11 protein-coding genes are annotated in these 15367 nt (G+C 61.0%); all 11 read right to left on the bottom strand.

Translation table 11 applies throughout. The features are described from left to right. Nucleotides 1-171: 171 nt before the first annotated feature. The 11 genes from ACLH0I_RS03915 to rnr all read right to left on the bottom strand — a co-directional run bounded on the left by ACLH0I_RS03915 (nucleotide 172) and on the right by rnr (nucleotide 15151). Nucleotides 172-3465 carry a DUF2126 domain-containing protein gene (locus tag ACLH0I_RS03915; protein WP_411386347.1) on the bottom strand — a complete coding sequence of 1098 codons (3294 nt, stop codon included), beginning with the start codon at nucleotides 3463-3465 and terminating at the stop codon, nucleotides 172-174. 174 nt (nucleotides 3466-3639) lie between these two features. After that, complete coding sequence (locus ACLH0I_RS03910; protein ID WP_411386346.1) at nucleotides 3640-4101, bottom strand: hypothetical protein; 462 nt, start codon at nucleotides 4099-4101, stop codon at nucleotides 3640-3642. Continuing rightward, entirely contained in the window at nucleotides 4098-5018 is a 921-nt protein-coding gene (locus tag ACLH0I_RS03905) for an NAD synthetase (protein WP_250965606.1), read from the bottom strand. Before ACLH0I_RS03905 ends, ACLH0I_RS03910 begins: the two co-directional genes overlap by 4 nt. 282 nt (nucleotides 5019-5300) lie before the next feature. Further along, a complete protein-coding gene (locus ACLH0I_RS03900; RefSeq protein WP_411386345.1) occupies nucleotides 5301-7601 on the bottom strand; it encodes a YgiQ family radical SAM protein in 2301 nt (766 codons plus the stop codon). Between the two features lie 251 nt (nucleotides 7602-7852). Further along, nucleotides 7853-9250, bottom strand: coding sequence for a replicative DNA helicase (gene dnaB, locus ACLH0I_RS03895; RefSeq protein ID WP_027911801.1), 1398 nt, complete (start codon nucleotides 9248-9250; stop codon nucleotides 7853-7855). Nucleotides 9251-9367: 117 nt separating this feature from the next. Beyond that, entirely contained in the window at nucleotides 9368-9814 is a 447-nt protein-coding gene (gene rplI / locus ACLH0I_RS03890; RefSeq protein ID WP_003186385.1) for a 50S ribosomal protein L9, read from the bottom strand. An 18-nt stretch (nucleotides 9815-9832) separates the two neighbouring features. Beyond that, nucleotides 9833-10726, bottom strand: a complete 894-nt coding sequence (locus ACLH0I_RS03885; RefSeq protein WP_024618455.1) for a hypothetical protein — start codon at nucleotides 10724-10726, stop codon at nucleotides 9833-9835. Between the two features lie 36 nt (nucleotides 10727-10762). Further along, nucleotides 10763-10993, bottom strand: a complete 231-nt coding sequence (gene rpsR, locus ACLH0I_RS03880; protein ID WP_002551829.1) for a 30S ribosomal protein S18 — start codon at nucleotides 10991-10993, stop codon at nucleotides 10763-10765. 28 nt (nucleotides 10994-11021) lie between these two features. After that, nucleotides 11022-11450, bottom strand: coding sequence for a 30S ribosomal protein S6 (gene rpsF, locus ACLH0I_RS03875; RefSeq protein WP_003186395.1), 429 nt, complete (start codon nucleotides 11448-11450; stop codon nucleotides 11022-11024). Nucleotides 11451-11759: 309 nt separating this feature from the next. Continuing rightward, a complete protein-coding gene (rlmB, locus tag ACLH0I_RS03870) occupies nucleotides 11760-12518 on the bottom strand; it encodes a 23S rRNA (guanosine(2251)-2'-O)-methyltransferase RlmB (protein WP_186730060.1) in 759 nt (252 codons plus the stop codon). Continuing rightward, on the bottom strand, nucleotides 12515-15151 hold the full coding sequence (gene rnr, locus ACLH0I_RS03865) for a ribonuclease R (protein WP_411386344.1): 2637 nt from the start codon (nucleotides 15149-15151) through the stop codon (nucleotides 12515-12517). The genes rlmB and rnr overlap by 4 nt, the downstream gene beginning before the upstream one ends. Nucleotides 15152-15367: the final 216 nt, after the last annotated feature.

The raw sequence follows: 15367 nt of genomic DNA, 5'->3' as shown, positions 1-15367 counted from the left end.
GCGCAAGCGCATGACGCCCGGATAGGTGTGTTTGTGTTGGATCCGACCTGGGCTTTGAGACTGCAATCAATGTGGCGAGGGAGCTTGCTCCCGCTGGGTTGCGCAGCAGCCCCAAGATTTTACGGTCGCTGCGCAACCGAGCGGGAGCAAGCTCCCTCGCCACGGGTTTATTTATTTTTTTGAGGCCCCCTGAAATCGCCTCAGATCGAGCGTGAGCGGAAACTCGTCATCCACCGCCAGGCTCGGTATCGGCAGTTTCCCCGGCGTATGGCCGAGCCGGAAGAAGCGCGCCATCCGCCGGCTCTCAGCCTCGTTGGCATTCACCGGCAAGCTGTCATAGTTGCGCCCGCCCGGATGGGCCACGTGATACTGGCAGCCGCCCACGGAACGTTGCATCCAGGTGTCGAGCACGTCGAAAACCAACGGCGCATGCACCGGGATGGTCGGTTGCAGGCAGTTGGCCGGTTGCCAGGCGCGGAACCGCACCCCGGCGACGAACTCGCCGACCCGACCGGTCGGTTGCAACGGCACCGCAACACCGTTGCAGGTCAGCAGATAGCGTTGCGGCGCCAGACCGCTGAGCTTGACCTGCAAACGCTCCAGGGACGAATCCACATAACGCACGGTACCGCCCACCGCGCCCTCTTCTCCCAGCACATGCCAAGGTTCCAGGGCTTGGCGCAACTGCAGCTCGATACCGTTGACCGCGTAATCGCCCACCTTGGGAAAACGGAACTCCAGGTGCGCGGCGAACCACTCGGCCCGCAGCGGGTAGCCGACGGCGTTCAGTTCGTGGATGACGTCGGCAAAATCCTGCTCGATAAAGTGCGGCAACAGGAAACGGTCATGCAGCTCGGTGCCCCAACGCGCCAGTTTCGCCGGCGCATACGGCTCGCGCCAGAACCGCGCCACCAGCGCCCGCAGCAGTAACTGCTGGGCCAGGCTCATGCGGGCGTGGGGCGGCATCTCGAAGGCACGCAACTCCAACAGGCCGAGACGCCCGGTGGCGCCGTCCGGTGAATAGAGCTTGTCGACGCAGAATTCGGCACGGTGGGTGTTGCCGGTCACGTCGATCAACAGGTTGCGCAGCAAGCGGTCCACCAACCACGGCGGGCATTCCTCGCCGGGCTGGGGCATTTGCGCGAAGGCGATTTCCAGTTCGTACAACGCGTCGTTGCGCGCCTCGTCCACGCGGGGCGCCTGGGACGTCGGGCCGATGAACAATCCGGAAAACAAGTAGGACAACGACGGGTGGTTATGCCAGTAACTGATCAGGCTGCGCAGCAGGTCGGGACGCCGCAGAAACGGTGAATCCGCCGGTGTCGCGCCACCCAGTACGAAATGGTTACCGCCACCGGTGCCGGTGTGCCGGCCATCGATCATGAATTTCTCGGTGGTCAGCCGGGTCTGTCGCGCTTCTTCGTACAAAAACTCAGTGCGTTCGACCAGCTCATCCCAGCTTGCCGAGGGCTGCACGTTGACCTCGATCACACCAGGGTCGGGGGTGATGCGGAAATTGCTCAGGCGCGGGTCGCTTGGCGGCTCGTAGCCCTCCAACAGCACCGGACAGTGCAGCTCCTCAGCCGTCGCCTCGATGGCACTGACCAACTCCAGGTAATCCTCGACCCGCTCCAGCGGCGGCATGAACAGATAAAGCCGACCTTCGCGGGCCTCGGCACAGAAGGCGGTGCGGGTCAGCCAGTCGGCGGATTTGTCGATCTCCGGGACACGCTCCTGCTCGGCCGCCGACTCGCCGTGACGCGCCAACTGCTCGGTGCCGGGCAGTTCGGGCAAGTCCTGGTTCGGGTCGGTGGGATGGATGAACGGGTACTCGGCCGCCGTCACCCAAGGCTGGGACGCCAGCGGCAAACGATAGCCCAGGGGCGAATCCCCCGGCACCAGACGACAGTGGTTGTCCCGCAGGTACCAGCGACCGCTTTGCCATTGATCGCCCTTGGCGGTGCGGGCCAACGGCAGGACTTGGCCGATGACCTTGTCCAGGCCCTGGCTGAAGACCTTGCGCAACCGCGCACGCTCCAAGGCATCCTCCAGGCGCGGGTCCTCGGCCGTGACGTTCGAAGGCAACGCACCTTCGCGCCAGAGGTAATAGAAATTATCTTCGTAGGCCGGGAACACGAACCGCGCAGGAATTTTTAAACGCTCGGCAACACTTGCCAGGAAGCGTCCAGCGAGTTCGCCATCGGCGCCGTAATCTTGCTGTTCGTCGGCGATCAACGCGCTGTTGTGCCAGATCGGCACCCCGTCGCGCCGCCAATAACAATTCAGCGACCAGCGCGGCAACTGCTCGCCGGGGTACCACTTGCCCTGGCCGAAATGCACCAGCCCCTTGGGCGCGTAGTGGTTGCGCATGCGCTGGAACAGCTCGGCGGAGAGCCGGCGCTTGTCCGGCCCAAGTGCCGCGGTGTTCCACTCGGCGCCGTCCGGGTCATCGATGGAGACAAAGGTCGGTTCGCCCCCCATGGTCAGGCGCACGTCGCCCTCCAGCAGGTCGGCATCGATCTGCCGCCCCAGGGCCTGGATCGCCAGCCATTGCGCATCGGTGTAAGGCTTGGTTACCCGCGGCGCTTCCCAGACCCGCTCGACGGACATTTCGTGGCTGAACTCGCACTCGCACGGTTCCACCAGGCCGCTGATCGGTGCCGCCGAGGACGGATCGGGACTACAGGCCAACGGAATGTGTCCTTCACCGGCGAACAACCCAGAGGTCGCATCCAGGCCGATCCAGCCGGCACCGGGCAGGTAGACCTCGCACCAGGCATGCAGGTCGGTGAAATCCACGTCGGTGCCGGACGGGCCATCGAGGCTCTTCACGTCAGCGGTCAACTGGATCAGGTAACCGGAGACAAACCGCGCGGCCAAGCCGAGGTTTCGCAGCAACTGGACCAACAGCCACGCCGAGTCGCGGCACGAGCCGGACGCGTGCTCAAGGGTGTGCTCCGGGGTCTGGACACCGGGCTCCATGCGGATCAGGTAGTTGATGTCTTCGCTCAGGCGCTGGTTGAGCGCCACCAGGAAATCCACCGCCGGCAATGGCGTGCGGTCAATGCCCTCCAGATAGGCCTGGAACTTCGGCGTCAATGGCAGGGTTTCCAGGTAAGGCGCCAGCTCCTTGCGTTCGTCAGCCGCGTAGGCGAACGGAATCTTCTCGGCGTAGGGCTCGAGGAAGAAGTCGAACGGATTGAACACCGCCATTTCCGCCAGCAGGTCGACTTCGATCCGCATCTCCCGGGTTTTCTCGGGAAACACCAACCGCGCCAGGTAATTGCCCTGGGGGTCCTGCTGCCAGTTGATGAAATGCTGCTCGGGCGAAACCTTCAGCGCATAGGAAAGGATCCGCGTGCGGCTGTGGGCCGCCGGGCGCAGGCGAACGATCTGCGGGCCGAGTTCGACCGCGCGGTCGTAGCGGTAATGCGTGACGTGATGCAATGCGACATGGATCGACACGACGTGCCTCCTGCGAGCCTGAGCGGTAACGAAAGCGGCGCAAGACTTATGCCATGCAGGCAGGCCGGACACTTTCTTTGTCTACTCAAGGCAGTAGAGCACTAAAAACGCGCGATGCCCGAATTCATCTGCAACGCAATGCACATAAATGCGGCGCTGGCCGTGCGAATCGACTCAACGGCGCGGGCGTGGGGCCTTGGCGGCCTGGATGATGAGTTCGCGCTGACGGCGGACTTCTACCAGTTTGCCGCGCATCTCCCGGTGGCGTCTGCTGTTGAGCAGCAGCAACGCAAGCAACGGGAACAGCAGGCTCAAACTGTAAATCAACCTATCAGGCCGATAAGCGATCGTGGGCAGGACGCCAAAAAAACACAGCCCCAAGACTCCAACCATCGGCCACATCCAAACGGGGCGCCCACGAGCAATCATGAAGTTGCAATGCACGATGACAAGCGTAAGCGCGACGCCCCCAAAAAAAGACCACTTCACGTTATCCGCCAATGAAAGATCTTGAAAATAACTTTCAAAAAAAAGGGGAACAGCAAAAACCAGAGCGAAGACCGACGCAAATATCGCGCCCATGAAGACCGGAAAATATTGGATGAGAAAAACCCGAACATTGGGCTGTCCATTCATTCTTCGATCTCCTCGTACAACCCCACTGCAATGGTCCGGACATTCCCGGAAATCGCGCTTCCAGTGAAGCCGATGGCGGCTCCCAGGGCATCCCGAATCTGTGTGACGGTGGCATGCCTGACTTGAGTGGGCGTAAAGCGCTTGGGTAGCTCGCCAGACAACTGCTTGAGTTTGAGCAGTTTGGAGGTCAGGCGAGGGTCTTGGATACTCAGCAATTCTTTGGTCAGTTTTGCTCGCTCCTGTCGGTTCAGACCCCGGAGCACCTCCCTCACACTTTTGCCCGTGGCAGCTTTATTCAACCTGACCAGTTTGAGAGTCGTCAGCGACGATGCCCCGACCCCAACCAACGCCGCAGCATCCAGCACAATCATGGTGTTCTGGTACCAGGCCTCACTGTCGAGCTGATCGTTTAGTGCCGGGTTACTGATTTCATTGCGCATGCGATAACCGCTCGCAAAACATTGCGCAGTGCTGGCCGCGGCGGCGGTATAACCCAACACAGCGATCGCGGTGCTGGCCCCTGCTGAAAATGGGATAGCTACAGAACCGCTGAGGACCACGACCCAACCGATAACGGCCCCCGCGCACGACAAGGACGTATTGATCGCTTCGCCGACCAATCGCGATTCCCGTGGATTGTCCTGGACCTGCTGAGCGAACTGAGCCGGCGCGATGTATTTCTGCGCCTCGCGCAAAATGATCCGCTTGGGCTTGATGCTGCAGATCGGCTTGAACTCACGCAGGGTCACTACATTGAACTCGGCGTCGATATACACCACGCCTGCACCGACGATACTCGGATCGGCATCAATGGAGGCAAACAGGCGTGGCAGGTTGATTTGGCTTTCAATGCGGCGGCGGGCCATCATTTGGGAGATGCTGTTGTCCATGCCGATGCCGGGTAACGGAGTGCTCATATGAATCGTCCTTGAGAATCGGAAAAAGTAAGTCTTTATCCACACACAATACTGTGGCGAGGGAGCTTGCTCCCGCTCGGCGGCGAAGCCGTCGTAAACCGGGCGGCACGGTCTAGCTGGAAACCTTGTATGGGATTGTTTGGGGCCGCTTCGCAGCCCAGCGGGAGCAAGCTCCCTCGCCACAAAGGCTATGCGGGCGCCACGATAACAAACGGCCAGCACCGCCGCTAGAAAGCAAAACGCCAGCACTCAAGGCTGGCGTTTTGCGAGGCGGCAGGGCGATCAGCGCGGCACGACGGGCTTGCGCGCTGGTTTCGGTCCCTTGCCCTTGGCGGCATCCTTGCGTTCCTTGGCGGCTTGCTGGTTGCGGGCGAATGCCGCGGCCTTGGCCTGCTCGCGCTTGTCCCATGGGTTGCCACCGTCGCTGGCCCGCGGCGGCAGGCCGGTGTGCTGGGTCAGGATCTTGGTGGTTTCCTTGCCCACCTTGTGGCTACCAGCTGGCGTCGAGTTCTTGCGACGGGCGCTCTGGTAGCTGTCGGTGGCCGGCTGGTGCAACGGAATCAACTGGTTCTTGCCCGGTCCGATCAGGTCGGCGCGGCCCATGCGGGTCAGCGCTTCGCGCAGCATCGGCCAGCCTTTCGGGTCGTGATACCGCAGGAAAGCCTTGTGCAGGCGGCGCTGCTCCTCGCTCTTGACGATGGTCACCCCGTCGCTCTTGTAGGTGACCTTGCGCAGCGGATTCTTGCCCGAGTGATACATGGCGGTGGCGGTGGCCATCGGCGACGGATAGAACGCCTGCACCTGGTCGGCCCGGAAGCCGTTGCCCTTGAGCCACAGCGCCAGGTTCATCATGTCTTCGTCGGTGGTGCCCGGGTGGGCGGCGATGAAGTACGGAATCAGGTACTGCTCTTTCCCGGCTTCCTTGGTGTACTTCTCGAACATCCGCTTGAACTTGTCATAGCTGCCGATGCCCGGCTTCATCATCTGGTTGAGCGGACCTTCCTCGGTGTGTTCCGGGGCGATCTTCAGGTAACCGCCGACGTGGTGGGTCACCAGCTCCTTGACGTATTCCGGCGACTCGACCGCCAGGTCGTAGCGCAGGCCAGAAGCGATCAGGATCTTCTTCACCCCAGGCAAGGCCCGGGCGCTGCGGTACAGCTGGATCAGCGAAGAATGGTCGGTATTGAGGTTAGGGCAGATGCCAGGGAACACACAGGACGGCTTGCGACACGCGGATTCGATTTCCGGGCTCTTGCAGGCAATGCGGTACATGTTCGCGGTCGGCCCGCCGAGGTCGGAAATCACCCCAGTGAAACCTGGAACCTTGTCGCGGATCTCTTCGATCTCGCGAATGATCGACTCTTCGGAACGGTTCTGGATGATCCGGCCTTCGTGCTCGGTGATCGAGCAGAAGGTGCAGCCACCAAAGCAACCGCGCATGATGTTCACCGAGAAACGGATCATCTCGTAGGCCGGGATCTTTTCCTTGCCGTACGCCGGATGGGGAACACGTGCGTAAGGCATGCCAAACACGTAGTCCATTTCTTCAGTGGTCATCGGAATGGGCGGCGGGTTGAACCAGACATCGACTTCGCCGTGCTTCTGCACCAGCGCACGGGCGTTGCCCGGGTTGGTTTCCAGGTGCAGCACGCGGTTGGCGTGGGCGTAGAGCACCGCGTCGCCACGGACCTTTTCCACCGATGGCAGGCGAATCACGGTCTTGTCGCGGGTCATTTTCGGGCTTGCCAGGATCTGCACGACCTTGGCTTCGCTCGGGTCTTCAACCGGACCTTTTTCCTGCTCGATGGCGCAGGCCTGAGTGTCCTGGGTGTTGACGTACGGGTTGATGATCTTGTCGATCTTGCCCGGGCGGTCGATGCGCGTGGAGTCGACTTCGTACCAGCCTTGCGGCGTGTCACGACGGATAAACGCAGTGCCGCGCACATCGGTGATGTCTTCGATCTTGTGGCCATAGGACAGGCGCTGGGCGACTTCGACAATCGCCCGCTCGGCGTTACCGTAGAGCAGGATGTCGGCGCAGGCGTCGATCAGGATCGAGTTGCGCACCCGGTCTTGCCAGTAATCGTAGTGAGCGATGCGGCGCAGGGACGCTTCGATGCCGCCGAGCACGATCGGTACATGCTTGTAGGCTTCCTTGCAGCGCTGGCTGTAGACCAGGCTCGCACGGTCCGGCCGCTTGCCCGCCAAACCACCCGGGGTGTAGGCGTCGTCGGAGCGGATTTTCTTGTCGGCGGTGTAGCGGTTGATCATCGAGTCCATGTTGCCGGCCGCGACACCGAAAAACAGGTTGGGCTCGCCAAGCTTCATGAAGTCGTCTTTGGACTGCCAGTTTGGCTGGGCAATGATCCCGACACGGAAGCCCTGGGCTTCCAGCAGACGGCCAATGATCGCCATGCCGAACGACGGGTGATCGACGTAGGCATCACCGGTCACGATGATGATGTCGCACGAATCCCAGCCGAGCTGATCCATCTCCTCCCTGCTCATGGGCAGGAACGGCGCCGGGCCGAAACATTCGGCCCAGTACTTGGGATAGTCAAATAACGGCTTGGCTGCTTGCATGTCGATGACCGGTATAAAGGATGAAAAATCGCGGGCGCGGAATATAGCACAAAATTTGATCAATTCCGACGGCTATGGTCGGAAATTAGTGGCGCACTGCAAACCCAATGTGGGAGCGAGCTTGCTCGCGAAGGGGCCAGCCCATTCAATGCATGTGCCGACAGTTACACCGCTATCGCGAGCAAGCTCGCTCCCACAGGAGAAGCACACCCTTTTGGGAAAGGGGTTAGCCTCATGAAATGCCGAACAGGTTATTCGTCATCATCAAAATTGTAGCTACCCGGCGCCAGGTTTTCGAAACGCGTGTATTTGCCGATGAACGCCAGGCGGATAAAGCCGATCGGGCCGTTCCGCTGCTTGCCGATGATGATTTCGGCGATGCCCTTGTGTTCGGTCTCGGGGTGATACACCTCGTCCCGGTAGACGAACATGATCACGTCGGCGTCCTGCTCGATCGCTCCGGATTCCCGCAAGTCGGAGTTCACCGGACGTTTGTTGGGGCGCTGTTCCAGGGAACGGTTCAACTGGGACAGGGCCACCACCGGGCAGTTGAATTCCTTGGCCAGGGCCTTGAGGGAACGGGAGATCTCGGAAATCTCGTTGGTCCGGTTGTCGCCGCTGGAACCGGGGATCTGCATCAATTGCAGGTAGTCGATCATGATCAGCGCAATGTCGCCGTGCTCACGCACCAGGCGCCGGGTCCGGGCGCGCATTTCCGACGGGCTGATACCGGCCGTATCGTCGATGAACAGCTTGCGGTCGTTGAGCAGGTTGACCGCCGAGGTGAGGCGCGGCCAGTCGTCGTCTTCCAGTTGGCCGGAACGGACCTTGGTCTGGTCGATACGCCCCAGGGACGAGAGCATACGCATGATCAGCGATTCGCCTGGCATTTCGAGGGAGTACACCAGCACCGCCTTGTCGCTGCGCAGCACGGCGTTTTCCACCAGGTTCATCGCAAAGGTGGTCTTACCCATGGACGGTCGGCCGGCGACGATGATCAGGTCGGACGGTTGCAGGCCGCTGGTCTTCTCGTCGAGGTCGGTGTAACCGGTGGACAGGCCGGTGATGGCGTTGTCGGTGTTGAACAAGGTGTCGATGCGGTCGATGGCCTTGGTCAGCAGGTCGTTGACGCTCACCGGGCCGCCGGTTTTCGGCCGGGCCTCGGCGATCTGGAAGATCTGCCGCTCGGCTTCGTCAAGGATCTCGGCGGCGGTGCGGCCTTCCGGGTTGAAGGCGCTGTCGGCGATCTCGGTGCTGATGCCGATCAACTGGCGCAAGGTCGCCCGCTCGCGCACGATCTGGGCATAAGCCTTGATGTTGGCGACCGACGGCGTGTTTTTCGCCAGTTCACCCAGGTAACCCAGGCCGCCGACCTGGGACGTCTGCCCTTCCTTGTCCAATTGCTCGGCCAGGGTCACGACGTCGATCGGCATGTTCTGATCGGCCAGACGGGCGATCGCACGGAAAATCAGGCGGTGGTCATGCCGGTAGAAATCGCCATCGGAGACTTGATCGAGCACACGTTCCCAGGCGTTGTTATCCAACATCAGGCCGCCCAGCACGGCCTGTTCGGCCTCGATGGAATGCGGAGGCACCTTCAGGGCAGCGGTTTGCAGATCGTATTGCTCGGGGGCGGTGATTTCGTTCATGGCCACGTCTGGTTATGAAAATCAGGAATTGCAGAAAGACAAAGGGCACGACCTGTAAACAGGATCGTGCCCGATGTTACCGGCAAGCACCCGAGGGTGCCAGCCGACAGGTGTTGCTTAGGCTGCTACCACGACAACGCGTACGGTGGCTTCAACTTCGGCGTGCAGGTGCACGGCTACGTCGAATTCACCTACGTTGCGGATGGTGCCGTTCGGCAGACGAACTTCGCTTTTCGCAACTTCAACGCCGGAGGCGGTCAGTGCGTCAGCGATGTCGTGAGTACCGATCGAACCGAACAGCTTGCCTTCGTCGCCAGCGGTGGCAGTGATGGTCACTTCCAGCTCGGCCAGTTGGGCAGCACGGCTTTCAGCCGATGCTTTACGGTCTGCGGCGGCTTTTTCCAGCTCAGCGCGACGCTCTTCGAACGCAGCCAGGTTGGCAGCGGTCGCAGCGGTGGCTTTGCCGAAAGGCAGCAGGTAGTTACGACCGTAGCCGGCCTTAACGTTTACTTTATCGCCCAGGTTGCCCAGGTTGGCGATTTTTTCCAGAAGGATCAGTTGCATGTGAAAATCCTCTAACTTTTAACCTTCACCGTTCGCGTTGTCGGCGTCTTTCGGCGCCATACGACCGCGAAAATCAATCAGGCTGTCGACGATGGCCAAGACCACCAGCAACGGATAGATCAGCTGCATGAACAGCAACAACGTGACGTACAACCCCACCAGCCAGAACCTGGCCAGTCGCTTTTGCGCCACCAGCCCGTGAATCAGGGCCAGGGCGGCAAAGACCAGCGGTACACTGCACAACGGCGTGAGCATCGCCATCTGCGGACCGAAGTTCGGCCCCAGAAGCATGCCCGCCAACAGCAACATCGCCAGCCCAAGCGGGAAACGGATGGCGCGAAACTCGCGACCAAAACCACCCGGGTTGTACAACAACGCCTGCCAGTAGCGCCCGATAACCAGGCTCAGCACACTGACGATTTGCAACAAGGCCGCAATCAGTCCGGTCAGGACGGGGGCGATCAGGGACGCGAAACGCGCCTGCTCTTCTACCGACATCTGCTGGTAGAGATCACCGAGCGCCTCGGGCAGGATTTTTATCAAAGCCTGCGACAGCATCTCGATCTGGGGGGCGAAAGCCACCCCGAGCACCACTGAAAACACCACGCCTATCGCTATGCTGACCAGCAGCACGCGGTTCCAGGATTCGCTAGCGCGCAACACCAACGCCAGCGCCGAAGTCCCCAGCAGTACCATGACTGCACGAGGGTCTGCGGAATACAGCCACCAGAGCAAGGCCGGCAGCAGTCCCAGAGCAAGAACGCCCAAGGCGTCCCTCAATCCGCGCCGCAGGAGTACAAGACTCCCGGCGGCAGCACCCAACCAATACAACAACGGCAATGCCGCGCATCCAGCCACTACCAGAGTGGCCTGCATACGACCGCGCATGATGAACTCAGCTAAGGCGCGCATGCATTCAATCCCTTACTACTCGTCGACTGCCTGGTCTCAGCGGCCGTGGCTGTCGGTGTAGGCCAGCAGGGCCAGGAAGCGGGCGCGCTTGATAGCGGTGGCCAGCTGACGCTGATAACGAGCTTTGGTACCGGTGATACGGCTTGGAACGATTTTGCCGGTCTCGGATACGTAGGCTTTCAGAGTGTTGAGATCTTTGTAATCGATCTCTTTCACGTCTTCAGCGGTGAAGCGGCAGAATTTACGACGACGGAAGAAACGTGCCATGTGATTGGCTCCTTAAAAGGTCCGTGGATTACTCGTCAGCGTTATCGCTGTTGTCGCTGTCGCTATCGCTGTCATCGCCATCGGCGCTGTCAGAGTGCTCAGGACGGTCGCGACGCTCACGGCGCTCACTGCGGTTTTCTTCAGCCTTGAGCATCTCGGATTGGCCAGTAACGGCTTCTTCGCGACGGATGACCAGGTTACGGATCACTGCATCGTTGTAGCGGAAGTTGTCTTCCAGCTCGGCCAGGGCCTTGCCAGTGCACTCAACGTTCAGCATCACGTAGTGAGCCTTGTGAACATTGTTGATTGCGTAGGCCAGTTGACGACGGCCCCAATCTTCCAGACGGTGGATTTTGCCGCCGTCTTCTTCGATCAGCTTGGTGTAACGCTCAACCATGCCGCCGACTTGCTCGCTTTGATCCGGGTGGACCAAAAAGATGATTTCGTAATGACGCATGAATGCTCCTTACGGGTTGTAGCCTGCCGCTCAAAAACGGTCAGACAAGGAGTGAATGACACTTATGGACTTGAGGACGCTAGACACATAAGTGCCTGCCATCACAGCAAGGGGCGCAATTGTAGAGAAGGGGCGAAGGCGGCGCAAGGCAATTGGCGATTATTTGAACAACCCTCGCGTTCCCCTTACACACAAAAAACAATGTGGGAGCGAGCTTGCTCGCGATAGCGGCGTGCCAGTCGACATTTGCGTCACTGATACACCGCCATCGCGAGCAAGCTCGCTCCCACATTAGGGGCTACCGCAAGATCAGGGCTTTTTGGCGGCAGCCTTGACGCTACGCTGGCGCAGCGCCTCGAACAGGCACACGCCGGTGGCCACCGAGACGTTGAGGCTGCTGACGCTGCCGGCCATCGGCAGCTTGACCAGATAGTCGCAATGCTCGCGGGTCAGGCGGCGCATGCCCTTGCCTTCGGCGCCCATGATCAGGATCGTCGGGCCCGTCAGGTCCTGGTCATAGATGCTGACCTCGGCCTCGCCCGCCGTACCGACGACCCACAGGCCGCGCTGCTGGAGTTTTTCCAGGGTGCGCGCCAGGTTGGTCACCGCCACCAACGGAATCACTTCCGCCGCGCCGCAAGCGACTTTACGCACCACCGGCGTCAACGTCGCCGACTTGTCCTTGGGCACGATGACCGCCAATGCTCCGGCGGCATCCGCCGAACGCAGGCAGGCGCCGAGGTTGTGGGGATCGGTCACGCCGTCCAGCACCAGCAACAGCGGCGCGCCTTCGGTACGGTCGAGCAGCTCGTCGAGCATGGCTTCGCCCCAGACCTGGCTCGGACTGACGTCCGCAACCACGCCCTGGTGAACGCCCTCGACCCACGCGTCCATTTCACGACGCTCGGCCTGACCGATGGCAACCTTGTTTTGGGTAGCCAGTTCGACCAGTGCTTGCACACGCGGCTCGCTGCGACCTTCCGCCAACCACACTTGCTTGACACGCTTGGGGTGGTGACGCAGCAGGGCTTCTACGGCGTGCACGCCGTAGATTTTTTCCAGACTCATGACTTGGCCTTAGGTTTGCGCGACCCGCCGCTTTTCGCGGGGGCCGAGCCCGCTTTTGGCGGGCCTTTACGGTGTTTGCTTGGCTTGCTCGACGACTTTTCCGCCCCGTGGGACTTTCCCCCAGACGCCGCTTTACCACCGCTTTTGGCTTCGTTGAGCAACTGCTGCTTCAACTCGCGACTCTTGCGCAGCTCGGCGTTTTTCGCCGCTGCGTCGCTGGGGCGGTAGGCTTCGGGAGCCTTGTCCTTGGCAGACGAACGGCGACCGGCCTTGGCTGGCTCAGGCTCTGCGGTTTTTGCAGGAGCACCTTTACCTCTGCCTTTGGTCGCAGGCGCGGCGGTCTCGCTGCCGCGCTTTTTACGGCCAGTCGGTGCTTCGGCCGGCTTGTCGGACATGCCGAAGTCGATCTTGCGCTCATCGAGATCGACGCGCATGACCTGCACTTCCACGGTGTCGCCCAGGCGGAAGCTGCGACCGGTGCGCTCGCCCGCCAGGCGGTGATGCACAGGATCAAAGTGGTAGTAATCACCCGGCAAGGCGGTGACGTGCACCAGGCCCTCGACATAGATATCGGTCAGTTCGACGAACAGACCAAAGCCGGTCACAGCCGTGATCACGCCAGGGAACGACTCGCCCACGCGGTCTTTCATGAACTCGCACTTGAGCCAGTTCACCACGTCGCGGGTCGCTTCGTCGGCACGGCGCTCGCTCATGGAACACTGCTCGCCCAACTGTTCCAGGGCCGCTTCGTCGTACGGATAGATCCGTGCCTTCGGAATGGTCATGGCACCGGCGCGCTTGACGTGCGGGGTGTTCTGCTTGGAATGGATCACGCTGCGGATCGCGCGGTGCGTGAGCAAGTCCGGATAACGGCGGATCGGCGAGGTGAAGTGGGTGTACGCCTCGTAATTCAGACCGAAGTGGCCCTGGTTGTCGGCGCTGTACACCGCCTGGCTCAGGGAGCGCAGCATCACGGTCTGGATCACATGGTAATCCGGACGATCCTTGATGCTGGCCAGCAGTGCCTGGTAGTCCTTCGGCGTCGGGCCGTCCTTGCCTTTGTGCAGGGACAGGCCGAGCTCGCCGAGGAAGGCCCGCAATTTTTCCAGGCGCTCCGGCGGCGGGCCGTCGTGCACGCGGTACAACGCCGGAATCTCATGCTTCTTGAGGAATTCGGCGGTGGCCACGTTGGCCGCCAGCATGCACTCTTCGATCAGCTTGTGCGCATCGTTACGGGTGGTCGGGGTGATCGCGGCGATCTTGCGCTCGGAACCGAAGACAATCCGGGTTTCCTGGGTCTCGAAATCGATCGCGCCACGCACGTGACGGGCACCCAGCAACACCTTGTACAGCGCGTACAGTTGCTTGAGGTGCGGCACCACGCCTGCGTATTCGGTACGCAGGGCCTTGGCTTCACTGGTCTTCGGCGTTTCCAGGATGGTGCTGACCTTGTTGTAGGTCAGGCGCGCCTGGGAGTGGATCACCGCCTCGTAGAACTGGTAGTCGGTCATTTCGCCGGTTTTGGAGATGGTCATCTCGCACACCATGGCCAAACGGTCGACTTTCGGGTTCAGCGAGCACAGGCCGTTGGACAGCTGCTCAGGCAGCATCGGGATCACGCGCTCAGGGAAATACACGGAGTTGCCGCGCACCTGGGCTTCGTTATCCAGGGCCGAACCGATCTTCACGTAGCTGGACACGTCGGCAATCGCGACGAACAACTTCCAGCCGCCGGAGAACAGGCGCAGCTTGCCGGGCTTGGCTTCGCAGTACACCGCATCGTCGAAGTCGCGGGCATCTTCGCCGTCGATGGTGACGAACGGCAGATGGCGCAAGTCGATGCGTTTTTCTTTATCTTTCTCTTCGACTTCCGGCTTGAGCTTGGCGGCTTCCTTGAGCACAGCGTCGGGCCAGACGTGAGGAATGTCGTAGGTGCGCAGCGCAACGTCGATTTCCATGCCCGGCGCCATGTAGTTGCCGACCACTTCAACGATATCGCCCTGGGGCTGGAAGCGCGCGGTGGGCCAGTGGGTGATTTTCACCTCGACGAACTGCCCCACCTTCGCGGCGCCATTACGGCCCGGGGTAATCAGCACTTCCTGCTGGACCTTCGGGTTATCCGGCACAACGAAACCGATGCCGCCTTCTTCGAAGTAACGGCCAACGATACTTTCATGGGCGCGGGACACCACTTCGACGATCACGCCTTCACGGCGACCGCGGCGGTCCAGGCCGGACACGCGGGCCAGGGCCCGATCGCCGTCGAACACCAGGCGCATTTGCGCCGGGCTCATGAACAGGTCGTCGCTGCCATCGTCCGGGATCAGGAAGCCGAAGCCGTCACGGTGACCGGCGATGCGGCCGAGGATCAGGTCGAGCTTGTCCACCGGCGCATAGGTGCCGCGCCGGGTGTAGATCAGTTGAGCGTCGCGCTCCATGGCGCGCAGACGGCGGCGCAGGGCTTCGAGTTGGTCCTCGGTGGTCAGACCGAACTCTTCGACCAACTGCTCGCGGCTAGCAGGCGAACCCCGATCGGCGAGATGCGCCAGGATCAGTTCACGGCTAGGAATAGGGTTTTCATATTTTTCCGCTTCACGAGCGGCCTCGGGATCGAGGGACTGCCAATCGGCCATTAGAGAGTTTTCACCTTGTCTATATGCGGGTTAGTTTGGCATAGGCTTAATGAAACGGGAAATTTCAAGCAATCGATAGCGTTTCCAGCGTCATTTGGCCAGCCCTTTGGCACCCCGGGAAGCACCGCTCGTGAAATTTAGCGGTTTTTTTCTCCGCAGGGGTTTACAGTTAAAAACACGCTCCGTATAGTGCGCGCCATCGACGACGCACACACG

It is taken from the genome of Pseudomonas sp. MPB03, assembly GCF_046605385.1.
Lineage (GTDB): Bacteria > Pseudomonadota > Gammaproteobacteria > Pseudomonadales > Pseudomonadaceae > Aquipseudomonas > Aquipseudomonas zanjanensis.
The sequence above is the reverse complement of the archived record's forward strand: the minus strand, read 5'-3'. Positions and strand labels throughout refer to the sequence as shown.